Origin of the sequence: Pedobacter sp., from assembly GCF_031119335.1 — a bacterium.
Classification (GTDB): domain Bacteria; phylum Bacteroidota; class Bacteroidia; order Sphingobacteriales; family Sphingobacteriaceae; genus Pedobacter.
This window is the reverse complement of sequence record NZ_JAVHXT010000001.1, coordinates 284548-309138: the sequence shown is the minus strand read 5'-3', so window position 1 is coordinate 309138 and position 24591 is coordinate 284548. Positions and strand designations below refer to the sequence as shown.

Annotated in this window: 22 protein-coding genes; 13 read left to right on the top strand and 9 right to left on the bottom strand. The window is 37.0% G+C overall.

What is annotated here, in order from left to right; translation table 11 throughout:
* Positions 1-341: 341 nt before the first annotated feature.
* Positions 342-1112 carry a hypothetical protein gene (locus REI64_RS01345; RefSeq protein WP_308848281.1) on the bottom strand — a complete coding sequence of 257 codons (771 nt, stop codon included), beginning with the start codon at positions 1110-1112 and terminating at the stop codon, positions 342-344.
* Positions 1113-1232: 120 nt separating this feature from the next.
* On the opposite strand from REI64_RS01345, the gene lepA reads away from it, so the two are divergent.
* The 4 genes from lepA to REI64_RS01325 all read left to right on the top strand — a co-directional run bounded on the left by lepA (position 1233) and on the right by REI64_RS01325 (position 4991).
* Positions 1233-3020: a translation elongation factor 4 gene (gene lepA / locus REI64_RS01340; RefSeq protein WP_308848280.1), complete on the top strand. Its 1788-nt coding sequence runs from the start codon at positions 1233-1235 to the stop codon at positions 3018-3020.
* Positions 3021-3106: 86 nt separating this feature from the next.
* Complete coding sequence (locus REI64_RS01335; protein WP_308848279.1) at positions 3107-3985, top strand: tetrahydrofolate dehydrogenase/cyclohydrolase catalytic domain-containing protein; 879 nt, start codon at positions 3107-3109, stop codon at positions 3983-3985.
* A gap of 320 nt (positions 3986-4305) precedes the next feature.
* On the top strand, positions 4306-4572 hold the full coding sequence (locus REI64_RS01330) for a DUF6364 family protein (protein ID WP_308848278.1): 267 nt from the start codon (positions 4306-4308) through the stop codon (positions 4570-4572).
* Positions 4572-4991: a PIN domain-containing protein gene (locus REI64_RS01325; RefSeq protein ID WP_308848277.1), complete on the top strand. Its 420-nt coding sequence runs from the start codon at positions 4572-4574 to the stop codon at positions 4989-4991. Before REI64_RS01330 ends, REI64_RS01325 begins: the two co-directional genes overlap by 1 nt.
* Before the next feature lie 339 nt (positions 4992-5330).
* Here REI64_RS01325 and REI64_RS01320 read toward each other — a convergent pair whose 3' ends face one another.
* Complete coding sequence (locus tag REI64_RS01320; protein ID WP_308848276.1) at positions 5331-5660, bottom strand: Rieske (2Fe-2S) protein; 330 nt, start codon at positions 5658-5660, stop codon at positions 5331-5333.
* A gap of 81 nt (positions 5661-5741) precedes the next feature.
* Between REI64_RS01320 and REI64_RS01315 the strand changes: the two genes are divergently transcribed.
* Positions 5742-6365 (top strand): 7-carboxy-7-deazaguanine synthase QueE, encoded by a 624-nt coding sequence (locus tag REI64_RS01315; RefSeq protein ID WP_308848275.1) that lies wholly within the window; start codon positions 5742-5744, stop codon positions 6363-6365.
* 88 nt (positions 6366-6453) lie between these two features.
* On the top strand, positions 6454-8346 hold the full coding sequence (locus tag REI64_RS01310) for an OmpA family protein (RefSeq protein WP_308848274.1): 1893 nt from the start codon (positions 6454-6456) through the stop codon (positions 8344-8346).
* On the opposite strand, the gene REI64_RS01305 is transcribed toward REI64_RS01310, so the two are convergent.
* Together REI64_RS01305 and recQ are read right to left on the bottom strand one after the other, a co-directional pair.
* Complete coding sequence (locus REI64_RS01305) at positions 8343-9065, bottom strand: DUF2071 domain-containing protein (RefSeq protein WP_308848273.1); 723 nt, start codon at positions 9063-9065, stop codon at positions 8343-8345. The two genes, REI64_RS01310 and REI64_RS01305, sit on opposite strands and share 4 nt — an antisense overlap.
* A gap of 24 nt (positions 9066-9089) precedes the next feature.
* Positions 9090-11279: a DNA helicase RecQ gene (gene recQ / locus REI64_RS01300; protein ID WP_308848462.1), complete on the bottom strand. Its 2190-nt coding sequence runs from the start codon at positions 11277-11279 to the stop codon at positions 9090-9092.
* A 424-nt stretch (positions 11280-11703) separates the two neighbouring features.
* On the opposite strand from recQ, the gene REI64_RS01295 reads away from it, so the two are divergent.
* Positions 11704-12795, top strand: a complete 1092-nt coding sequence (locus tag REI64_RS01295) for a mannose-1-phosphate guanylyltransferase (protein WP_308848272.1) — start codon at positions 11704-11706, stop codon at positions 12793-12795.
* Here the strand turns inward: REI64_RS01295 and REI64_RS01290 are convergent, their stop codons facing one another.
* Both REI64_RS01290 and rlmB read right to left on the bottom strand, forming a co-directional pair.
* Positions 12796-13794, bottom strand: a complete 999-nt coding sequence (locus tag REI64_RS01290; RefSeq protein WP_308848271.1) for a hypothetical protein — start codon at positions 13792-13794, stop codon at positions 12796-12798.
* Positions 13795-13805: 11 nt separating this feature from the next.
* On the bottom strand, positions 13806-14591 hold the full coding sequence (rlmB, locus tag REI64_RS01285) for a 23S rRNA (guanosine(2251)-2'-O)-methyltransferase RlmB (protein ID WP_308848270.1): 786 nt from the start codon (positions 14589-14591) through the stop codon (positions 13806-13808).
* Between the two features lie 261 nt (positions 14592-14852).
* Between rlmB and dnaB the strand changes: the two genes are divergently transcribed.
* On the top strand, positions 14853-16406 hold the full coding sequence (dnaB, locus tag REI64_RS01280; protein WP_308848269.1) for a replicative DNA helicase: 1554 nt from the start codon (positions 14853-14855) through the stop codon (positions 16404-16406).
* 145 nt (positions 16407-16551) lie between these two features.
* Here dnaB and REI64_RS01275 read toward each other — a convergent pair whose 3' ends face one another.
* From REI64_RS01275 to REI64_RS01265, 3 genes are all read right to left on the bottom strand, one after another.
* Positions 16552-17298, bottom strand: coding sequence for a TIGR00730 family Rossman fold protein (locus REI64_RS01275; protein WP_308848268.1), 747 nt, complete (start codon positions 17296-17298; stop codon positions 16552-16554).
* An 85-nt stretch (positions 17299-17383) separates the two neighbouring features.
* A complete protein-coding gene (gene chrA / locus REI64_RS01270) occupies positions 17384-18583 on the bottom strand; it encodes a chromate efflux transporter (protein ID WP_375141988.1) in 1200 nt (399 codons plus the stop codon).
* A 95-nt stretch (positions 18584-18678) separates the two neighbouring features.
* The gene (locus REI64_RS01265; protein ID WP_308848266.1) at positions 18679-19014 is read right to left on the bottom strand and encodes a tetratricopeptide repeat protein; all 336 of its coding nucleotides are present in this window, start codon (positions 19012-19014) and stop codon (positions 18679-18681) included.
* A 190-nt stretch (positions 19015-19204) separates the two neighbouring features.
* Here REI64_RS01265 and REI64_RS01260 point away from each other — a divergent pair, with 190 nt between their 5' ends.
* The 5 genes from REI64_RS01260 to REI64_RS01240 all read left to right on the top strand — a co-directional run bounded on the left by REI64_RS01260 (position 19205) and on the right by REI64_RS01240 (position 24317).
* A complete protein-coding gene (locus REI64_RS01260) occupies positions 19205-19942 on the top strand; it encodes an electron transfer flavoprotein subunit beta/FixA family protein (protein WP_308848265.1) in 738 nt (245 codons plus the stop codon).
* 90 nt (positions 19943-20032) lie between these two features.
* A complete protein-coding gene (locus REI64_RS01255) occupies positions 20033-21001 on the top strand; it encodes an electron transfer flavoprotein subunit alpha/FixB family protein (RefSeq protein ID WP_308848264.1) in 969 nt (322 codons plus the stop codon).
* 52 nt (positions 21002-21053) lie between these two features.
* Entirely contained in the window at positions 21054-21677 is a 624-nt protein-coding gene (locus REI64_RS01250) for a bifunctional nuclease family protein (protein WP_308848263.1), read from the top strand.
* A 162-nt stretch (positions 21678-21839) separates the two neighbouring features.
* Positions 21840-23225: a nucleoside permease gene (locus REI64_RS01245; RefSeq protein WP_308848262.1), complete on the top strand. Its 1386-nt coding sequence runs from the start codon at positions 21840-21842 to the stop codon at positions 23223-23225.
* A gap of 15 nt (positions 23226-23240) precedes the next feature.
* Positions 23241-24317 (top strand): DUF3667 domain-containing protein, encoded by a 1077-nt coding sequence (locus REI64_RS01240; RefSeq protein ID WP_308848261.1) that lies wholly within the window; start codon positions 23241-23243, stop codon positions 24315-24317.
* Positions 24318-24591: the final 274 nt, after the last annotated feature.

Below are 24591 nucleotides of genomic sequence, written 5' to 3'. Positions count from 1 at the left end.
AATCGTTTGGACACATCTCATTCCTCCCCCTTTAATCCCCCTCCAAAGGGGGACACGTACAGCCTAGACATTTTGCATATCCCCCTCTTCGAGGAGGCAGGGGGATGAAAACGACATTTATTGGTTTTAACCATTTCTTTAAGCGAGGTTTAATCAACCGTAAATAGTAGCAAAGGTTTTTGTGCAATAAACCGGATTGAAGTGGTTATACTTTTTGGTGCTATTGCGTTGTAGAAACTTCGTAAGTTTTAAAAACTTACGAAGTTTTTCTTGTACCGTAGACAAAAAGATAATAACGAAAAGCCGGACTTTCGTTCCAGAAGAACCACAAAACTGCTTTTCTAATTATTCGATTGATGCAAAAGCTTCAGAACCTTATACTCATTGTGCGCCATGATAATGTTGTAACCGAGCAATGCGATAACCAAAGGATTAAAATCATCAACAAACTTTAAACCCATAATTGCTGAAGGTATAAATATTAAAACTACGGTACCTATTAAGACAAAGAAAGTTGTTTTGATAGAATTAAACAGCACACGAAGTCGGAGCATGTTGCTTTTGCGAAATTGTGTTGGATTACGAAATAGCTGCACTAAATTATTAAAAAGGTAAAAGAAAATCAGAAAAATAGCAAGACCAGAAGACAGGCTGTCGTTTAGATTGGGGAGTGTGATAAACTTGTTGTAAACGAAGTAAAAGACGATAGCAATACAAGCGATAATCTTTACCAAACGCAAGTTGTTGCCTTCTGCAAACCAGTTTAAAATTGGGTTATCGATGGTGGTAGATAAACTTTGTAATTTTTCGGCAGTTTCTAGTCGCAGTTTCGTAAACGGACTGATTAAACCAATAATTACCAACAACAGTGTAGAATAAAACTGAAACGAAATGTCGTTGATAAGAATGTCTACCCTTTCTTCGCTGAGTAAATTGTACGAAAACAAGGTTGTTACCACAAGTAAGGCAATAACTACATGAAAAACAAATGGAAGATAATTTGGCAGTGCCTTTGCATTTCTTACTTCGGAAAGCGTAGTGATTGAAGTATCTTTTTCGACGTAGCTATTGGCTTTGCTGACAAAGAAAATAATGAAGAATATGAAAAACATTTCTGTGAAATTTCGATAAGTAGATAAGCTCAAAGATATATTTTTATGGGAAACAGAAAGAAATACGGAGGCTATTTTCAAGCAATTTTTTTCGCTTAAAAAACATATCTTTGCACAAAGATGAAGAATATACGTAATTTCTGCATAATTGCACATATTGACCACGGTAAAAGCACTTTGGCTGACCGTTTATTAGAATATACCAACACTATTTCGCAGCGTGAAGCACAGGCGCAATTGTTGGACAACATGGATTTGGAGCGTGAGCGTGGCATTACTATTAAAAGTCATGCGATACAAATGAACTATAAAGTTGGTAATGAAGAGTTTGTATTTAACCTAATTGATACGCCGGGACACGTAGATTTTTCTTACGAAGTTTCGCGTTCTATTGCTGCCTGCGAGGGTGCTTTGCTAATTGTAGATGCTTCGCAAGGTATACAGGCACAAACCATTTCTAACCTTTATTTGGCTTTAGAGCACGATTTAGAGATTATTCCAATCTTAAATAAAATGGATTTACCTGGTGCAATGCCAGAGGAAGTGAAAGACCAAATCATTGATTTAATTGGCTGCAAACGTGAAGATATTATCCCTGCGTCTGGTAAAACAGGCATGGGTATTCCTGATATTTTGCAAGCTATTGTAGATAGAGTACCTGCACCAGTTGGCGAGCCTGAAGCGCCTTTACAAGCTCTGATTTTTGATAGCGTTTTTAACTCTTTTAGAGGAATTATCGCCTATTTTAAAGTTGTACACGGCGAAATTAAAAAAGGCGATAAAGTTAAGTTCATCAACACTGGTAAAGAATATTTAGCTGATGAGGTTGGTATTTTGAAATTGGATATGTCGCCACGAACTTCGGTTAAAACTGGTGATGTAGGCTATATCATTTCAGGTATTAAAGAAGCTCGTGAGGTAAAAGTTGGTGATACGATTACCACTGTTGCTAGGCCTGCTTTAGAGGCAATTCAAGGTTTTGAAGAGGTAAAACCGATGGTATTTGCGGGTATTTATCCAGTGGATACTGACGAATATGAAGAACTAAGAGAGGCAATGCACAAACTGCAATTGAACGATGCTTCGATTGTTTTTGAGCCAGAAAGTTCTGCAGCTTTAGGTTTTGGTTTCCGTTGCGGTTTCTTAGGGATGCTGCACATGGAGATTATCCAAGAGCGTTTAGAGCGTGAGTTCGATATGACGGTAATTACTACGGTTCCCAACGTATCTTACAAAGCTTATACCACTAAAAGTGATGAAATCATTGTAAACAACCCATCAGATTTACCAGACCCAAGTAAGTTAGACAGAGTTGAAGAGCCGTTTATTAAAGCGAATATCATTACCAAGGCAGAATTTGTTGGTCCGGTAATGTCGCTTTGTATTCAAAAGAGAGGTATCATCGTTAACCAATCTTATTTAACCTCTGACAGAGTTGAGCTGATTTTCGAAATGCCAATGGGCGAAATTGTATTTGATTTCTACGATAAATTGAAGACCATTTCTAAAGGATATGCTTCTTTCGATTACCACCAAACTGGTTACAGAAAATCTGATTTGGTACGTTTAGATATGCTTTTAAACGAAGAGCCTGTTGATGCTTTATCATCATTAATCCACCGTAGTAACGCTTACGATTTTGGCAAAAAGATTTGCGAAAAGTTGAGAGAGCTAATCCCTCGTCAACAATTTGAAATTAAAATACAGGCTTCTATTGGTGCTAAAGTTATCGCTAGAGAAACTTTAAGTGCTTTACGTAAAGATGTAACTGCCAAGTGTTACGGCGGTGATATTTCTCGTAAACGTAAATTATTAGAGAAACAGAAAAAAGGTAAAAAACGTATGCGTCAGGTGGGTAACGTAGAAATTCCACAGACGGCGTTTATGGCTGTTTTAAAATTAGATTAACCTAGTATTGCGTATTGCGATAAGCGTATTGCGATTTGCAATAAGCCGTTATGTCTCAATACCCAATACGCTATACTCAATACTAAATGCAATTACTAGACGGAAAATACGTATCAGAACAAGTTAAAGTACAAATAGCGGAAGAAGCAGCTCAATTTTTAGCAGAAACAGGTAGAAAACCTCATTTGGTTGCCATTTTAGTTGGTAATGATGGTGGCAGCGAAACCTACGTGGCTAGCAAGATGAAGAACTGCGAGAAAGTTGGCTTTAAATCTTCTTTATATCGTTATGATAACTCTGTAACCGAAGCCGAGCTTTTAGAAAAGGTTAGAGAAATTAACGCTGATGCAGATGTGGATGGTCTAATTGTGCAATTGCCTTTACCTAAACACATCGACCCAGAGAAAGTAACTGAAGCAATTGACCCGAAGAAAGATGTTGATGGCTTCCACCCTATTAACTTGGGCAGAATGATGCGTAATTTGCCTTGTTACATTCCAGCTACTCCTTACGGTATTTTGCTAATGTTACAAGCTTACAATATTGATACTACTGGAATGCATTGCGTGGTAGTTGGTAGAAGTAATATCGTAGGTGGTCCGATGAGCGTTTTGATGGCTCGCAATGCTAATCCGGGGAACTGTACTGTAACTTTAACCCACAGTAGAACTAAAGATTTAAAGGAACAAGTTTTGCAAGGTGATATCATCATTGCAGCTATCGGCAAGAAGAACTTCATTACTGCCGATATGGTTAAAACTGGCGCTATTGTAATTGATGTGGGTATCAACAGAGAAACTTCTACTGAAACTAAATCTGGTTTTAAGCTTTATGGCGATGTAGATTTCGACAATGTAGCTCCGAAATCTTCTTATATCACTCCTGTTCCGGGTGGCGTAGGTTTAATGACTATTGTGGGTTTGTTGAAGAATACTTTAGCGTCGGCTAGAAAAGAGATTTATTAAGCCTCCAGCCCCTAAAGGGGAGTTTTTTTTTGCACGGTCGTCATTTCGACTGGAGTGCAATCCCGTATGTACGGGAGAGAAATCTTTGAATATGTTCGTTTAGATATTTTGCTCCAAATACAGAGATTTTCGATGATTTTTAACCACCTAAGACACCTTAGTACATTTTAGTTTCCAATTGCATCCTTAGGTAAACTAAGGCTTCCTAGGTGGTTATTTACAAAAATTCCTTATTCGTTCCAGGAATAAAACACGTATAACTATTTTTATTTACACGTATTAAATTTATCTTTGTTTTATAATTAGAAACGGAGGTAAATATGGACACCAAACTAACTTTAAGTTTTAATCAGGATGTTGTAGAAAAGGCAAAGAAATATGCTGCTGCAAATAACATTAGTTTATCTCGTTTAATTGAGTATTTACTTACGCAAGTTACCTCCAAGCAATATAAATCACTAGAAGATTTTCCGATAAGTGATTGGGTAAGTATGGTTGCCGAAGGCGAAGTAGAATACAAGCGCACACCAAAAACATCAAGAAAAGATTTAAAAAACGAGTTCTTTGGCTCTAAAAAATCTAAATAATGACGAGGATTTTCTTAGATGCCAATGTATTGGTTTCTGTTTTGAATAAGGAGTTTCCTTTGTTCAATTATTCATCGAGGATACTAAGCTTGGCTAGCCATCCAAAATTTGAAGTTTACACCTCTCCTATGTGCCTAGCTATTGCCTTTTATTTTGCAGAAAAGAAGAATAAAACTACCGCCAAAGAAAAAATTTCCATTTTATGCCAGCACATAAAAATTGCAGATAATGTAAGCGATGGCGTTACTTCTACCCTTTCTAACAAGAAAATTAATGATTTCGAGGATGGATTAGAATACTATGCTGCAAAATCAGTGCGGTGCAATTGCATCGTGACAGAAGATATTGAAGACTTTTACTTTTCAGAAATTGAAGTGCTTTCTTGCAAAAACTTCTTTGATAAGCATCTGCTTAACTAATATGATTTAATGGCGAAAGATTGAGTTATTTGCTAGCGATAGTGCTTCAAATCTTCGTTCAGCTAATCTTCAGTCTCTTATTTTTCGGATTGCACGAATCAGCCAAAGCACAATCTTTAAAAGAAAAATAAGCAACCGAGAGTTTATCAGCAAAGCTGATGAGCTCCGTAAACTCCGGTTTTGTTACTTTTTGCGGTCAAACCTGAGCGTTAGCGAAAGCTTGAAGACCGACAGCTAATAAAACAAACCTGAAAAAAGTAAGAGCCCAGCGGCGGTGAGCTTAAAAATATATTTTTAGATATTTGGGCTTATTTCAGAAATAGGTTACCCAAACTCAAGTCAACTAAACAATCGTTTCCAAAATCCCTCTGGTAAGCCAACATACACACCGTCTTCTCTCTCCTCTATTGGATAAACATCTACATAATCGTTTTGACCTGCCAAACCTTTACCTGTTTCCAAATTGTATTCGTAACGATGAAGCGGGCAAATAATATGTCCATTTTTACACCAGCCGCCACTTAAAATACCACCAGCATGTGGACAGCTATTTTGCAGTGCATGAAGTTTATTTTGATGCCTAACCAGACATAATTTCTTCCCATCTACCTTAATCATCTTAACGAAATCATCTTCAGGCAATTCTACATCTAATTTTATCCACTTCATATTGCTGTCATATTAATCTAGGCAAGATACACAGATTACCATATTCTGCCATAATTAATTAACTTTGCGACCTCAAAATTTATGGCACATCAAATTCCAGAAGACGGCACTTTACTTCCTTTAATGGAAGAATTTTATACCATTCAAGGCGAAGGCTATAACACAGGTAAAGCTGCTTATTTCATTCGTTTAGGAGGTTGTGATGTGGGCTGCCATTGGTGTGATGTTAAAGAAAGTTGGGATGCAGAGCTTCATCCGTTAACGCTAAGTGATGATATTGTAGCAAAAGCAACAACATTTCCCGGAAAAGCGGTAGTAGTTACTGGCGGCGAGCCCTTAATTTACAACCTCGATTACCTCACCAAAGAACTTCAAAATAAAGATATCCTAACTTTCATTGAAACTTCTGGCGCTTATCCCCTTTCGGGTTCTTGGGATTGGATTTGCCTTTCTCCAAAGAAATTTAAAGCTCCACGCCCCGACATTGCTCCTTTCGCAAACGAATTGAAAGTTATTGTCTTTAACAAAAGTGACTTTGAATGGGCAGAAAAATACGCAGAGATGGTGGGACCTAACTGCAAATTATATCTACAGCCAGAATGGTCGAAGGCACAAACAATTACGCCTTTAATTATCGACTACGTAATGGCCAATCCAAAATGGGAAATTTCCTTGCAAACGCACAAATACTTAAACATTCCTTAGTTTAATTGTTAGATTGATAAATTGTTTTATTGTTGTTAACTTGTAGTGCCCCATAATTTATCATCAATATAAACTATCAACTTTTTATATGCGCAGTTACCTCTTTCTATTATTATTTTGCTTCAGCAATCTTGTCTATAGTCAATCTACAATTAAAAAAGCGCAAAATAGTTTTGAAGATGCCCAGCAGTATGTAAGACAGAACGTTTTTGATGAAGCAATTAAGCATCTTACTGAGGCCATAAAAGCCGATCCTAAATTTCAAAATGCTTACTTACAACTGGGCGATATTTACAAAAGGCTAAGAAACACACAAAAAGCTAAAGAAAACTATAGGTTGGCCGTAAATTCTGCTCCAATAGAAAACCCTAACACTTATTTTATTCTAGCAGAGACAGAACTTCAAACTGGCGATTACGTACAAGCTAAACAGAACTTTGAGAACTTTTTAAGTAAAGCTACTAACGTAGATCCAAAATTTACCGATAAGGCAAAGAAGTACATTTTAGATTGTAATTTTTCCATAGACGCCATAAAAAAACCGGTTCCGTATGAACCCTTTAACATGGGGTTTTATGTGAACAGCGAATACCGCGATTACTTCCCTGCTTTAACTGCCGATGGACAGACCATTATTTTCACCAGAAATGTAAAAGGAAATGAAGATTTCTACACTTCAGTAAAAAAAAATGGAGAATGGCAGCAAGCGAAATCGTTGAGTGATAATATCAATACGGTGAACTTTAATGAAGGCGCACAATCGATATCGCCCGATGGCAGATATTTATTCTTTACCGGCTGTAACCGACCTGATGGCTTGGGAAGATGTGATATTTATGTTTGTAGAAGAGAGGGAAACGACTGGAGCAAACCAATCAATTTAGGGCAAACTATTAATACAGGTGAATGGGAATCACAACCTTCTATTAGTGCCGATGGAAGTACTCTTTACTTTTTGAGCAACCGACCTGGAGGCTTTGGCGGTTATGACATTTGGAAATCGACAATGGACGATGAAGGTTACTGGACCACTCCAACCAATTTAGGACCTAATGTGAACACACCTTATGACGAAGCTACCCCATTTATCCACCCAGACGGGAAAACATTGTACTTTTCTTCTGATGGTTGGCCAGGGTTGGGACAAAAGGACATTTTCTACAGTAAGTTACAAAGTGATGGAACTTTTTCAAAAGCTACGAACTTAGGCTACCCCATCAATACTTTTAATGATGAATTTGGCTTTATTGTGAGTGCGGATGGCAAGGAAGGTCTGTTTTCGTCTGATTTGGATGGTGGTTTTGGTGACGTAGACATCTATCGCTTCAAACTTCCTGAAAAACTTAAACCTGAACTGGTAACCTATGTAAAAGGAATTGTAAGAGATAGTGAAACTAAGGAAACCTTGGAAGCTTCTGTGCTAGTAATCAATTTAAAAAACAACGCAGCAGCTTACAACGAGATAACAGATAAAGTAACTGGAGATTTTATGGCAGTGATGCCGGCAAACGAAAGCTATTCTTTTAGTGCATTTGCTGATGGATACTTACTTTATTCTAAACATTTTGATATTAAACCTACTGATGCGAATAAACCGTTTGAGCTAGAAATTCTACTAGATAAAATTAAAGTGGGCAGTAAGGTTTTACTTAACAACATATTTTTCGACACCAATAAATTTGATTTGCTTCCCACATCTTTAGTAGAACTCAACATCCTTTCAGATCTTTTGAAGAGCAATCCCAATATGGTGATTGAAATTCAAGGTCATACAGACAATGTTGGCGAGGTAAAAGCAAACCAAAAACTATCTGAAAATAGAGCAAAAGCAGTTTACGATTATTTGGTTAGCAACGGTATCGATAAAAAACAGCTCAACTATAAAGGTTATGGAGAAACTCAACCTGCTTTTGACAATGCAACCGACGAAGGAAAGCAAAAAAATAGAAGAACTGAGTTTTTGGTAGTGAAAATAAATTAACCTCTAATCTTCTTACCTTTCAACACATTTATTGGCGAACCTTCTGCAAGCATTACAGAAACAGGATTTTCATTAGTTAGAAATGCGAAGTCTTTACCGTAATTCGCTCCAAAATCAACATCTATTTCGTATTCCTTAACAGGATAAACTTCCCAGCGGGGATGTTGCACTTCATATTCTGATGTAAGATTGGGTCCTAATTTGGTATAACCCCAAAAGTGCTCAGTAATAAACTCTTCTTCGCTGCCTATTGCCATCATCTCTGAAGTCGAATTTGCTGTCACAGAAAATTTATTCCAGTTTTTAGTCTTCCATAGATACTCTATCAACAAGCCATTATCGTTAAGTTCCCATTTATGTTTCATGGGCAAAGTTTGATAATTCTCTTTGTAAACGGTATTGGCCACAAAAGTGATGGCAGGTTTAGGTACGATTTCTTTGACGAAAACCACTCCCCTTTTCCAAGTTCCAGCTTCGTTATATTTCACATAAAAACGCAAATTAACTTCTTCGAAATTGATATGAAACGGAATACCGAAACCACGAAGTTTAGTATCCATAAACATAAATCCTACTAAACTTACATAGTATTTGCCCTGCCAATCATCTAACTCAGTAAATGGGGGCAAATATTTTAGCAGTATTTCTTTATCAACTTCGTAATTGGCAAGTGCTAGTTTTCGCCACTCGGCAGATAAAAAAGTAGGACTGTTAAGCATATTTAGATTTATACATCAATAGGACTAATTCCCTAATTCGCTCATAAATTTGATACGCATCAACTGAATTTCCTCCCTCGTATAATCTGTTTCTCCAAGATCTTTAATTGCGGTGTCTATAGAATCAGTATCGGCAGCTTGAAAATAATCAAAAACCTCGTCTTGCCTATCTTCATCAATCATCTCGTCGATGTAATAAGTCAAATTCAACTTGGTACCCGAATTTACAATGGCCTCAACCTCTTTAAGCACATCTGTATAAGTGATACCTTTAGAACGGGCAATATCTTCCAGACCAATCTGCCTATCAATATTTTGGATAATCGACACTTTTAAAGCAGATTTATTAGCCTGCGTTTTAATCACCATATCTACAGGTCTATCGATATCGTTATCTTCAACGTACTTTTTAATCAGTTCAATAAACGGACCACCAAATTTTAGCGCTTTACCATTACCAACACCCGAAATCTGTTTCAGTTCGTCATTAGTAATTGGATAATGTGTACACATTTCTTCTAACGACGGATCTTGGAAAACCACAAACGGAGGCACGTTTTTCTGCTTTGCAATCTTCTTCCTCAAATCCTTCAATAATTGAAGCAGTTGTGTGTCTAATGCCCCTGTTCCCTGTTTTACTTCCTCGTCGTCCTCATCGCTAGCATCTTCCAACACTTCGTTTATGATAAATTTTAAGCTATAAGGATTTTCAATAAAGTCTCTACCTATCTTGGTTAACTTCAGCAGACCATAATTATCTATATCTTTTGCCAAGAAATTATTCAGTACGGCTTGTCTTAATAACGATTTCCAAAGTATTTCGCCATCAGTTTTACCAGAACCAAACTCTGGCAACTTATTTTGCTCGTAAGCAATAGTTTGCGCAGTTTCGTAGCCCATAAACACATTAATCAAATGGGCATCATCAAACTTTTCACCAGTACTTTCTACCAATTTTAACAAGGTAAGCAACTGCTCTTCAGCATCAAATTGTTGCTTAGGCTTCTTACAGTTATCGCACATACAGTTACAGCCTGTTTCATTGAAGTTTTCGCCAAAATAGTGTAAAATCTGTTTCCTTCTGCAAACCGAAGATTCGGCGTAATCTATAACCTCTTTTAATATCTGCGTACCTATTTCTCGCTCAGAAACAGGTTTGTCTTTCATAAATTTAGCTAACTTTTCTACATCCTTTTGCGAGTAAAAAGCTACACAAACACCTTCGCCACCATCACGACCGGCCCTGCCCGTTTCCTGATAATATCCTTCCATACTTTTCGGGATATCATGATGAATTACGAAACGAACATCTGGCTTATCTATCCCCATACCAAAAGCAATGGTTGCCACAATCACTTCTACGTCTTCCATGAGGAATTTATCTTGCGTTTCGGCCCTAACTTTTGGCTCTAAACCAGCATGATAAGGGAGCGCCTTAATGCCATTGATATTCAAGGTTTCTGCTACTTCCTCTACCTTTTTACGGCTCAAACAGTAAATAATACCAGATTTGCCTGGATTATATTTTACATACCTAATAATTTCTTTAGTAATGTTCTTCTTCGGTCGAATTTCATAGAAAAGGTTAGGCCTATTAAACGACGATTTGAACAAAGTCGCATCTGTCATGCCTAAATTCTTGATGATATCCTGCTGAACTTTAGGTGTAGCCGTTGCTGTTAACGCTATGATTGGAATATGTTCTCCCAAACCAGCAATCACTTGTCTAATTTTGCGATATTCTGGTCTGAAATCGTGTCCCCACTCGGAAATACAATGCGCCTCATCTACCGCCACAAACGAAATCTTAAGTAAACGCAAAAACTCTATATTCTCTGCCTTTGCTAAAGATTCTGGCGCAACATATAACAATTTAGTCTGTCCGCTTAGCAAATCGGTTTTTACCTGTGTAATTTCCGATTTATTCAAAGAAGAATTTAAGAAATGAGCTACGCTATCACTTCCCCCAAAAGCCCTAATCTGATCAACTTGGTTCTTCATCAGCGCTATTAGCGGAGAAATTACAATTGCTGTTCCTTCGCTCATTAAAGCTGGCAACTGATAACAGATAGACTTTCCGCCACCTGTTGGCATAATCACGAAAGTGTTCTTCCCCTCTAATATGTTGGTAATAATCGATTCTTGATCACCTTTAAAATTATCGAAACCGAAAAACGTTTGAAGGTTATCAAATAAAGATTTCTTTACATCCATTTCCTGTACTAAATATTGTGTGCTATTATTGCTCAAAATAACATAATTTTACAGTAATTAAAGCATCAATTTACTAATAAATTCTCTTAGAAAAGTAAAAAATATAGAATAGATTTTATGTGTACGAAATCATACTTGAAGCGCAAAGCTACTTTTACGCCTAAAGGCTGCAAAAATGTACTTATTTAACAGCTTTTCTTAGACAGTAAATTTAACTAGCAAACAGACTGCCTTTCCTATGCCATGAAGACAAATAATCACCTTCATTATTACCTAATTACGACAAAGTAATGCTTAAATTCTTTAAACGCTCAAACTGTTTGCAAACTGTTTTGTTAATCATAACAACCACAATTAAGTCATTGTACCTACAAAGAACCTTTTAAGGAAAGGTATCATATAAAAGTATATATTTGCTCTACGCATGGACAAAAACAGATACGCATTAATTATGGCAGGCGGCGTTGGAAGTCGCTTTTGGCCAGTAAGTAGAACAGAATTTCCTAAGCAGTTTATCGATTTTTTTGGTATTGGAAAAACGCTTATCCAAAGTACTTACGAACGTTTCTTGCAAATCTGTCTTCCCGAAAATATTTTCATTGTTACTAACGAGAGTTATGTAGACCTAATTAAGGAACAACTTCCAGAATTAGGAGATAACCAGATCTTGGCAGAACCTTTAATGCGTAATACCGCTCCATGTATAGCTTACGGTGCAGCAAAAATTGCTGAGCTGAATGCTGATGCGGTAATTGTAGTTGCACCATCAGACCATACTATTGGCAACCAGAAGGCTTTTATAGCTGCGATAGATCAAGCTATGATGGCGGCAACTAATTGCGATTGCTTAATCACATTGGGAATTAAACCCAACAGACCTGATACAGGCTATGGTTACATCCAATATAATGATGAAATACTTGGCGAACACCAAGATATCCATAAGGTTAAAACGTTTACAGAAAAGCCAAATCTAGAACTGGCTAAATCGTTTCTACAAAGTGGCGATTTCCTTTGGAATGCTGGAATTTTCATTTGGTCGGCTGGAGCGATAAATAAAGCTTTACAAAAACACTTGCCAGATATCTACGATATTTTTGCTGGAGGACGTTCTGCTTTTAACACAGCTAACGAGAAAACTTTTATAGCGAGTGCTTATCAGCTTTGCACCAATATTTCTATCGATTTTGGTATTATGGAAAAGGCCGATAATGTTTATGTATTACCTTCCGATTTTGGTTGGTCTGACTTGGGTACATGGGCTTCAATTTACGAAATGGCTGAAAAAGATTATGTTGGCAATGCAGTAATTCCATCAGAGCAAGTCATGATGTTCGATTCTTCGAACTGCATGGTAAATGTACCAGAGGAAAAATTGGTAATTCTACAAGGCTTACACGATTATATTGTTGTTGAAGCGAATAACACCTTACTAATTTGCCCTAGAGCAGAAGAACAAAACGTAAAACACATTGTAGCCGATGTGAAAGCTAAATTTGGAGGGAAGTTTATTTAATTAAAAACCAATTCTTACACCCATAGTAAAATTAACTCCAGAGATATTACCGATTTCATTACTGTAATCGTAAATGTTTGGGTGACGTGACCTCATAAAACGTACCCTCAAATTAGGATCATTATTTAATATCGTTTTTTTGTTTCTTATCCCTAAACCAGATATTAAGTCGAAGTACATCTTGCCTTTTTTAAATTGATAACCAAACTTAGCAGAATAATTAACTACTCGTTTATTAAAAAGAAAAATATCATTTTCGTAATGTCTTTCGTAATAATCCTTCTCTACATCATTATCTAAAGAGTAACTCAGCTCTTTAGTATATTTTGTTTTAAAATAATCTATTTCGAAACCTACGTATGTACCGTTAAAAACAATATTCCTTAAGTATTTTCTTTGCTCAATTGAAAAACGAAAATTTTGATAGTCATTAGCATTTGGAAGCAAACCATCAAAACCGTATCCTATATAAAAATTGGTACTAAAAGATGAATTGTTTTTAACCTCTGCCCCTACCATCATTGAAGGATTTGTGAAGTTTGTAACCATGTTTAGTGGAGCAATTTTTAATAAGAACTTATTCTTTTCGGGAAGTTCAATATTATCAGGTCTTGCATAAACGAATTTCAGTTTCTCATTGTCAAAAAATTGATATTCAGGATAAGAAAACATTTTAGGCTTATTATAATCGATAAAACCTCCAATTAAACCATACGCTATCAAAAAATTCAGATAAAATGTTTTTGAAATATTTGAATTTATCGTAGTTGTTTTTAAAAGTGTGTCATTCCTTAAAACATTAACAACCAATGGCTTTTTATTTCTTTCTACCAAAAACTCACGAATATTATTTACAGAACTGTCTGTAGCTACAACGAACCGAGTTGCCTTATCTCCAACCAATGTAATATTGGTATGCTTGGTGTTAAAAATTGTTGCACATGAACAGAGTGAACTTACAGCAGTCAGTATTAGTATTTTAAGGAACGTTAATTTCATAGGTGATTACATTAAGAACGCTGCCGCACTGCCTCATACAAGATAACCCCAGCAGCAACCGAAACATTTAAAGATTCTATCTTTCCGGCCATTGGTATTTTTGCTAGATGATCGGCAACCCTCAGCAACTCGTTCGAAATGCCTTCGTCTTCAGAACCCATTACAATAGCGGTAGGCAAAGAATAATCAGGTTTGTAAATCAAATCATCTGTTTTCTCTGTACACGCTACAATTTGCAAACCACTATCTTGTAGAAACAAACAAGTTTTATGCAAATTAGCATGTCTGCACACAGGAATAGAGAATAAAGCACCAGCTGATGTTTTAATAGCATCGGCATTTACTTGTGCCGCATTTTTTAATGGAACCACAATGGCGTGAACACCAACACAAGCAGCTGTACGGGCAATAGCTCCCATATTGCGCACATCAGTCACGCTGTCTAAAACTAAAATTAATGGTGTCTCTCCTTTTTCGTAAATAGCAGGAACAATATCTTCTATGTTTTGGTAAGTAATTGGAGAAATAACCGCAATAACACCTTGGTGATTTTTTTGTGTCATCCTATTTAACTTCTCAATAGGAACAACACTCAATGGAATAAGGGACCCAGATAGTAAAGATTTTAATTCTAAAAATAGGTCGCCAGATAAGCCACGCTGAACGTAAATCGTTTCAATGTCTCTGGCAGCCTTAATCGCTTCAATTACAGCCCTAATACCAAAAACAAATTCATTATTTTCTTTAACACGATCTCTGCTTCGATCTTGGCGTTGCGGCCTTCTAAAATTATCCATGCACAAAAGTAAGAAAATGATTGAATGAGGGGGGAATGAATGAGTAAATGATTAAGTGACTGAATGAGAGAATGACTGAATGATTAGCAGCAACTCGACGATGTAACAATACATCCCCTTATCCACATCGAATTGTTTAGAACTTTATAAATTATAAAATATACTAAAAAATTCATCAATTTCAGAATCAACTTGTTGACAAACACCTAATAACTTGAGCAAACAAAAACCTCTATTTTTAGTTACTTTTGCTTCATGAGCATGGATAACGAACAAAAAGGTCAGGGGAAATTTTCACTTTCAGCACGCAAAAGCCGACTAGCCAACACGATAACCACAGTTGACAAAATACAACCGCAGGCTACCGATTTGGAAGAAGCAGTTTTAGGTGCACTAATGTTAGAAAAAGACGCTCTTTCTGCCGTTATCGATGTATTAAAACCTGAACTTTTTTACGACGAAAGACACAAAAGGATTTTCGAAGCTATCCAAGCTTTATTTCAAAAATCAAAGCCTGTAGATATTTTAACCGTTACTTCCGAGTTACGTACCTCTGGCAATTTAGAGATGATTGGCGGCGCTTATTTTGTTACTTATTTAACTAACAGAGTAACTTCTGCTGCTAATATCGAGTACCATGCTCGTATCATTTCACAAAAATATATTCAGCGTGAGTTAATCAGAATTTCTACGGATATCATTAAAAACGCTTACGAAGACACCACAGATATTTTCGACCTTTTAGATATGGCTGAGAAGAACCTGTTTGATATTGCCCAAAATAACTTACGTAGAGATACGCAGAAAATGGATGATATCATCAAGCAATCTTTGGCTTCGTTAGAAGAATTAAGAACAAAAACAGATGGTTTAACAGGTGTTCCTTCTGGATTTACAGATTTAGATCGTATTACTGGCGGATGGCAAAAATCCGATTTGGTAATTATTGCTGCTCGTCCGGCGATGGGTAAAACAGCATTTGTACTGACAGCGGCACGTAACGCAGCGGTAGATTTTAACAAACCAACGGTAGTATTCTCACTAGAGATGTCTTCTGTTCAGTTGGTAAATCGTTTGATTTCTGGAGAGGCTGAAATTGAGCAAGAGAAAATTAGAAAAGGTAATCTTGCTGAGTGGGAATGGCAACAACTGCACAGTAAAATAGGCAGACTTTCTGAAGCTACTTTACTGATTGACGATACCCCTGCCTTAAACATTTTCGAGTTCAGAGCGAAATGCCGTCGTTTAAAATCGCAGTACGATATTCAAATGATCATCATCGATTACTTGCAGTTAATGCATGGTAAAGGCGAAGGTGGCGGTAACCGTGAGCAAGAAATTGGTAGTATTTCTAGAGCGTTGAAATCGGTAGCTAAGGAATTAGAAGTTCCCGTTTTAGCACTTTCGCAATTAAGTCGTGCGGTAGAGAGCAGACCAGGACAAAACGGTAAAAGGCCAATGCTATCCGATCTACGTGAATCTGGTTCTATTGAGCAAGATGCAGACATGGTACTATTCTTATACCGTCCAGAATATTACGGCATTATGGAAGATGAAAGCGGTCGTTCTAACGCTGGTGTTGGTGAGGTAATTATAGGTAAAAACCGTCACGGTGAAACGGGAATTGTGCCATTAAGATTTATCGGCAAGTATGTGAAGTTTGGCGATTTGGAAGATAGTTTTATGCCGCCTTCTAGCTTCTCGGCAGGTAGTGATAGTGCCATGATGCCATCAGAAAACTTCGGTAATCCGGGCAATATTATCATCAGACCATCGAGTATGAATGATATGATGGATGATGATCCACCGTTTTAATCCCTCTCTGCCCGTTGGGCATCTCTCCCAAAGGGAGAGAATAGCGAAATGTCTACAACTCTGAAATTTCTCTCCCTTTGGGAGAAATGGCGTAGCCAGAGAGGGTAGAAATGATTTTATTTTTAGAGCATAATAGGGGCTTAAACTAACTCGCCTTCGCATTCGGCTTTTCCTCTCCAAAAATCCACCAAGCTTTTTTAGGAGATTGCGTCTTAAATATCGCAGCGTCGTCTTTATATTTTCTAATGTGAGCTACTACTTCATTAACATCATCAGTAAACAGCAACAAATCCATGTCTTCTGGACTAATTGTTTTTTGTTCCATCATCAACTGTACATGTTCGTAAATATGTTGATGAAACTCCTTACCCATTATCACAATCGGAAATTTTTCTACTTTACCTGTCTGAATTAGCGTTAGCGTTTCGAAAAACTCATCTAAGGTTCCAAATCCCCCAGGTAAGACCACAAATGCGTACGAGTACTTTCTTAGCAATTCTTTCCTAACGAAGAAATATTCGATATTCACAAAGGTGTCTAAATAAGGATTTTCATGTTGCTCGTGCGGTAAAACAATGTTACATCCTACCGATAAGCCTCCGGCATCTTTAGCCCCCCTATTTCCCGCTTCCATAATGCCAGGCCCGCCACCAGTCATAATTGCAAAACCTAATTTGGAAATTTCAGCAGAAACTTTTCTCGCCATTTCATAGTATGGATGATCTTCCTTAAACCTAGCAGAACCGAAAACCGTAACACAAGGACCAATAAAATGCAGTTTTCTAAATCCTTTATAAAATTGATAGATTACCCCTAAAACATATTTTAACTCTTGCCAACGAGTTCTTGCACCTTTTAAAAAACTTACTTCTTCCCTAACAAACTTATTCATCTTAAAAATTTAAATGTTTTCACCACATAGGCACAAGATCATTTAACTCTTCTTTAATCTATGTGTCTATGTGGTTCACTTTTCACTAAACTATATAACCTAAAACAACACCTGCAACAATTACTAAAGCAGGGCTGATTTTTGTAAAATTCAATATCAAAAAGGTCGCTAAAACGATACCTAAAAAAATCCAGTTTAAACCAACCGGAGCTATCAACATCAAAAAGGCGGCAATAATAAAACCAACACTTACCGCATTTATCCCCGAAAGCGAATATTTAATTCTGCTTATCTTTTTTAAATCGTTCCAAAAAGGCACAATAAAAAGCACCAAAATTAATCCCGGCAGGTTGATACCTAAAACAGCTAAAAAGCCACCTATTGCCTGCCCTAAAACACCATAACCTCCATATTTCATACCTAAAGCGCCAATATAGCTTGTAAATGAAAATGTAGGTCCGGGTAAAACCTGTTGAAAAGCAAACCCAGACATAAAATCAGATTGGCTTAGGTATTGTTTTACCTGCACAAACTCCGTCAGCATCATGGGCACTAAAACCTGCCCACCGCCAAAAATGAAAATGCCGTTACGGTAAAAATTCTCGAACAACCTAATTGGCAAACTAAATGGCGATGTTCTATTAATCAACGCACCCAACATAGCCATAAACAACAGTACACCAATAAAATAACCTAATTTTTTTGGGTTGATATTAGCGAAAAGCCGAACCCTTAATTCCGTTTCTTCTGTAGGTGTACCAATTGCGGAAGATACCATTCCACCAATTAATATAGCTAGAGGAAAAACGTAGGCTTCTTTTAAAACTAAAGTCCCAACCAAAGCGCCAACGGCCAAAAAAACAGAAACCTGATTAGTCAAAACCCTTCGTCCTAGCTTAAAAGCTCCATAAGCTACAATTCCCAAAACTATAGGGTGCACATATTCTAAAACCGAAGCTAGTTGATCTTTCTGTCCTAAAACTGAGTACCAAATGGCAGCCAATGTCATGATAGCGGCTGATGGCAAAATCCAGATCAGGAAGGTGATAATAGCCAGCTTTAAACCACCCACTTTATAGGCAATTCCAACTAGCGTTTGCGTAGATGCCGGCCCAGGCAGAACCTGTGCTAGTGCATTTAACTCCAGCAATTCTTCTTCGCTAACAAAGTTGATATTAGTAACAAAATAGCGCAACAATAACGACAAATGTGCCTGCGCCCCACCAAAGGCGGTGAAGGTGAAATAAATCACATTTCTGATAAAGAAAATTTGTCGTTTAGCGATCAATTAGGTTAATTGTTAAATTGCTGTATTGTTAAATTGTTATAGTATCCAATGGCCCTGTAAACTGTGAATTGCAAACTGTTAACTAAAAACTGCTAGTCGTCTTCATAATCCAGGCCAGCGGCACTGTTATAAGCCCCTTGCAATTCCGAAAATGCGTGCATATCTCTCTTAGCTCTTGCTGCCTGCATCCCTATTTGATAGGTTTTAATTCCATCTTCTTTTTGCCCCAATTTTTCGTACAACTTGCCCAAATGATAGTAAGTTCCTACATAATCTGGATGTTTTTCTGTTAGCTGAAGGTAATATTTCAGTGCATTCTCCACATCGTTCTGTGCGTTATATTCGGTGGCAATGGCGTACAGTATAAAACTGTCATTTGGGTCGGTTTCCAAAAATTCAAACAATTTGGCTAATCGCTGGTTTTGCATTTTTAATCCCTGCTTTTTTAATTAAGTTTGTGTAATTTATTTAAACGCATAATAATAAAATTGCACGCAACTAAGTGATTTACGACACTTATTTATATAAATTCTAAATTATTCTATGAAAAAAGATTTAGAATATATATCATTGTAATATATTATGCAAGCATAACAATTTTTAACTTAAAAAGTCATTATGAAAATATTAGTTTGTATCAGTAACGTTCCAGACACGACGACAAAAATAACTTTTACAGCCGATAATACCCAATTCAATACTGCGGGTGTTCAGTATATTGTAAATCCTTACGATGAGATTGCACTTTCTCGTGCTATTGAGCTTTGCGAAGGAGGAAAAGGCACAGTTACTGTTATTAATGTTGGCGAAGCTGCTACCGAACCTACCATAAGAAAAGCATTGGCTATTGGCGCAGATGATGCAGTGAGAATTAATGCTGCAGCGAGAGACGCATATTTTGTTGCTACTCAAATTGCTGAATATGCTAAAGCAAATGATTTCGATATCATTTTATGCGGAAGAGAATCTATCGATTACAATGGTTCGCAAGTAGCTGCAATGGTTGGCGAATTGTTAGACATCCCTTCAATTTCTATCATCAAAAAACTAGACTACGATGGTTCTAACGCAACTATTGAGCGTGAAATTGAAGGTGGTAAAGAAGTAGTAAGTGTAAGCGGAAAATTTGTAGCCAGCTGTGCTGAAGGTACTGCAGAAGCAAAAATCCCTAACATGAGAGGTATCATGTCGGCCAGAACTAAGCCATTGCAAGTAGTTGAAGCTGTAGAGGTAGAAGAAGTTGGAAAAATCAGCAAGTTTGAAACTCCTGCCCCACGTGGTTCGGTGAAGTTAGTTCCTGCAGAGAGTGCAGAAGAGTTGATTGGCTTATTGCATAGCGAAGCGAAAGTGATATAACCCCCTAAATCCCCTAAAGGGGACTTTTTACAATTCATTAATTAGATTATTAAAAACATATCTCCGTTAGGAGATTTCAAATAGATTAATATGTCAGTATTAGTATATGTAGAGCAAGTTGAAGGTAAGTTCAAAAAATCAGTTTTTGAAGCGGTATCTTATGCAAAGGCAATTGCCGACCAGCAAGGCACAAGTTTAAGCGCTATCTCAATTGGCAATGTGGCTGATAGCGAGTTGAACGAACTTGGAAAATATGGTGCAAGTAAGGTTTTAAAAGTAGAGGCAGATCAACTTAAAAACTTCGTAAATCAAGCTTATGCCTCTGTTATTGCAGAAGCAGCGAAAAAAGAAGATGCAAGTATCGTAGTGCTTTCTAACTCTTTCTCTGGAAAAGGTTTGGCGCCTCGTATTGCCGTAAAACTTAAAGCAGGTTTAGTAGATGGTGCCGTAGATTTGCCAAGTAACGAGGGTGGTTTTTCGGTAAAGAAAACAGCTTTTTCAGGCAAAGCATTTGCCATTGCCACCTTAACCTCAGCAAATAAAGTGATTGCTTTAAACCCAAACTCTTTTGGTGTTAAAGAAAATTCGGGCAATGTAGCTATTGAGGCTTTCAGCCCTGAAGTAAAATCTAGCGACTTAACGGCGATTGTAAAAGAAATTGTTCGTGCAACCAATAAAGTATCCTTACCAGATGCAGAAATTGTAGTTTCTGGTGGTAGAGGCTTAAAAGGTCCAGAAAACTGGGGAATGGTAGAAGAATTGGCCGACCTGCTTGGCGCTGCCACAGCTTGTTCAAAACCAGTATCAGACGCAGATTGGAGACCACATTCTGAGCACGTTGGTCAAACTGGCATTGCTATCAGTCCAAACTTATACATTGCCATTGGCATTTCTGGAGCTATCCAACACTTAGCTGGTGTAAGTTCATCAAAAGTAATTGTGGTAATTAACAAAGATGCCGAAGCTCCTTTCTTTAAAGTTGCCGATTACGGCATTGTTGGCGATGCTTTTGAAGTAGTTCCGAAAATAATTAGTGCATTAAAGGCACATAAAGCGTAACTTTGTACAAGAACCCTTATCGCTCACAAAACGATAAGGGTTAATTTTGTGTATGAAGAAAGTAAAACTCGATATTGTCGGATTATCATATAGCCAAACCCAATCTGGCGCTTACGCCTTAGTACTTGGCGAAGTTAACGGAAGAAGAAGGTTACCTATTATTATTGGAGCATTCGAAGCGCAAGCCATTGCCATCGAAATTGAGAAAATGTCTCCTACCCGACCGCTTACTCACGATTTGTTCAAATCATTTGCCCAAGCCTATCAGGTAGAAATTACCGAAGTGCTCATTTACAATCTTGTTGACGGTGTTTTCTTTGCAAAACTGATGTGCAGTAAAGATGGCGAACAAGTTGAAATTGATGCTCGCACTTCTGACGCCATTGCAATTGCCGTAAGATTTAATGCTACAATTTATACTTACGAATTTATTCTTTCATCTGCAGGCATTGTCATTGAAGGTAACGATTTCCTTTTCTTAGAGAATATGGAAAGCCTAACCAGCAATACCTCTACGCCCGAAGAAGTACACAAAACTCCACAAACCACTTCCGGCTTTCAAACCTTTTCGGTAGAAGAATTACAGGAAAAACTAGAAAAAGCCTTAGCTGAAGAAGCTTATGAAAAAGCAGCTCGGATTAGGGATGAAATCAATAGAAGAAATGCAGGTAAATAGCCTGCATTTTTAGTATTTTAATACATATCTTATTTTTAATTTCGATTCAATTAATAGTTAATTGAACCTCGTTAATTTTTTAAATTGCTTTTGGAAAACAATTTTAAAAAAAATCCTATCTTCAAACCTTTCAAAACAAACTAAACAAAAGATAAAATACTTATGAATATTAAGCTACGCTTAACCATAATGAGTTTCATGCAGTTTTTTGTATGGGGCGCCTGGCTAATTACCATTGCTAACTATTGGTTTGGCACTAAGCAATGGGACGGAACCCAATTTGGAGCTATATTCGCAACTATGGGCTTCGCATCTCTGTTGATGCCAACCATCACAGGGATTATTGCCGACAAGTGGATTAACGCAGAAAAGTTGTATGCACTTTTGCATATCCTCTATGCTGTAGTACTGTTCTACATTCCGCAAGTAGCTACGCCAAATGCCTTCTTTTGGACCATGTTGTTAGCCATGTGTTTTTACATGCCTACCATATCTTTAAGTAACTCTATTTCATATACTACTTTAAAATCGAGTAATCTGGATGTAGTTAAAGACTTCCCCCCTATTCGTGTTTGGGGAACTGTAGGTTTTATTGCTGCAATGTGGGTTACCAACTTAACAGGAAGTAAAGCATCTGCATACCAATTCTACATTGCCGGAGCTGGTGCTTTAGCTCTAGGCTTGTATTCATTTACGCTGCCTGCGTGTAGGCCATCTAAATTAATTTCGGAAAAGGCAAGTTTGGTAGATACTTTAGGATTAAGTGCTTTTAAATTATTTGCCACCTACAAAATGGCATTATTTTTCATTTTCTCGATGTTTTTAGGCGGTGCATTACAATTAACCAATGCGTATGGAGACGTATTCTTAGATGAATTTAAGCATTTCCCTAAGTATGCGGAATCATTTGTAGTAAAGTATTCTACTATCATCATGTCTATTTCCCAAGTTTCCGAGACACTTTTTATCCTAGCTATTCCATTCTTTTTGAAACGTTTTGGCATTAAGAAGGTGATGATTATTGCAATGTTAGCCTGGGTATTTAGATTTGGATTGTTTGCTTACGGTGACCCATCTGGCAATTTATGGATGATCGTTATGTCTTGCGTTGTTTACGGAATGGCTTTCGACTTTTTTAATATTTCTGGATCATTATTCGTAGAAACCTCTACTACACCAAAAACACGTTCGTCTGCCCAAGGTCTTTTCATGATGATGACCAATGGTTTTGGTGCTGTATTTGGAAGTTTGGTATCGGGATGGATGATCGACAAATATTTTACTAATTCGTTTAACAGTGTTTCTGCAGTTGCTGTTCACGTAGATTCTACTACGGATAACTCGCATCTACTGTCATTTGTTAAAAGTCAAGGTATTAATATATTAGCCGATGGTAGTTTCGACAAAGTTCTTTTCATGAAAGATTGGCAAAACATTTGGCTTTCATTCACTATATACGCTTTAATAATTACCGTGCTTTTTGCTTTAATGTTTAAGCACAAACATACCAGAGCCGAAGTAGAAGCTATCAATAAAATCAGTCACTAATTCATTTAATTTCCGATGTCGTCCGTAAAGCTTAGAAAAGAGAAAAACTGTTTAAACTGTGGTCACCATGTAGAAGAAACTTACTGCCCGCATTGTGGACAGGAAAATATAGAATTGAAGGAAGATGCCTGGCACATGATTACCCATGCCATTGCAGATTATTTTCACTTTGAGCACAAGTTTTTTGGCACCATTAAACCTTTACTTTTTAAGCCGGGCAAACTAACGGTTGAATATGTAGCAGGCAAAAGAGCATCATTCCTACACCCCATTAAGCTCTATATTTTCATTAGTATTGTATTTTTCATTACTATTTTTAGTGGCAATAAGAAGAAAGAAAAAGCAGCAGAGCCTACGGCGGAAATTACAGAGAAACTTAAGAACGATACGATAACTTCCAAATCTTTAAAAGAGGCCAAGCAAATCTTAGATTACATACCGCTTAGCAAAAGCAAAAAAGACAGTATTTTAAAAGAAGTTGAAAAGGACATTAAGGAAAATGGCACTGCAACTGTTAATATTGGCTCTTCTAGAAAAAGTAAAAAAAGATATAACAAGCTGATGTCTGACGAGAAATCAGTTGAAGAATACGAAAAGAACCAGAGGGCACTGCCTAAAGAAGAAAGAGATAATTTCATTGTAAATTATTTCACGAAGAAAGGCATCGAGTTTAATAAGTATCCGGATCCATCGGCTAAGATTGGCGAGGATATGATTAAATACATCCCAAAAATGATGTTTCTGCTCCTACCACTTTTTGCACTCATATTAAAGCTTGTCTATATCAGAAAACATAGATATTATTATGAACATCTTATTTATTCATTCCACACGCATTCTGCTATTTTCTTGAGTTTTATCTTAGTTAAAGGCCTAAGCTGGTTAACCGGCTTTGTAGTAGATCTAAGTGGATGGATATCATTTGCTGGGTTAATTTATCTCGTTTGGTATATCTATAGATCGTTAAGAACCTTCTACGGAAGTTCAAGGTGGGTTACAGTGTTAAAGTTCTTTTTCTTAAACTTCTGTTACAGTATATTGCTAACCATTTGTTTCTTAATTATCATAGCTATTAGTTTTATTGGTGGCTAATTCATTTGTTCATTGGGTTAACTGTTGGTTAATTGGTTAATTGAAAACGGGATACGCCAATTCAAATTGATTAGTCAAATCTAAGTTGTAAATGTTAATACAAATACAACTATACCTAATTCGAACAAATAACGTTCTGTTGCAGGTCTAGGTTAAACAAAATTAGTGAGCTTCAAAAAATCTTACCCTTCGATTATACGAACAAATAATGTTCTGTTACAGATTCAGATTAACCAAACTTAGTGAGTATCAGCGATCTCACCCTGCGGCTATG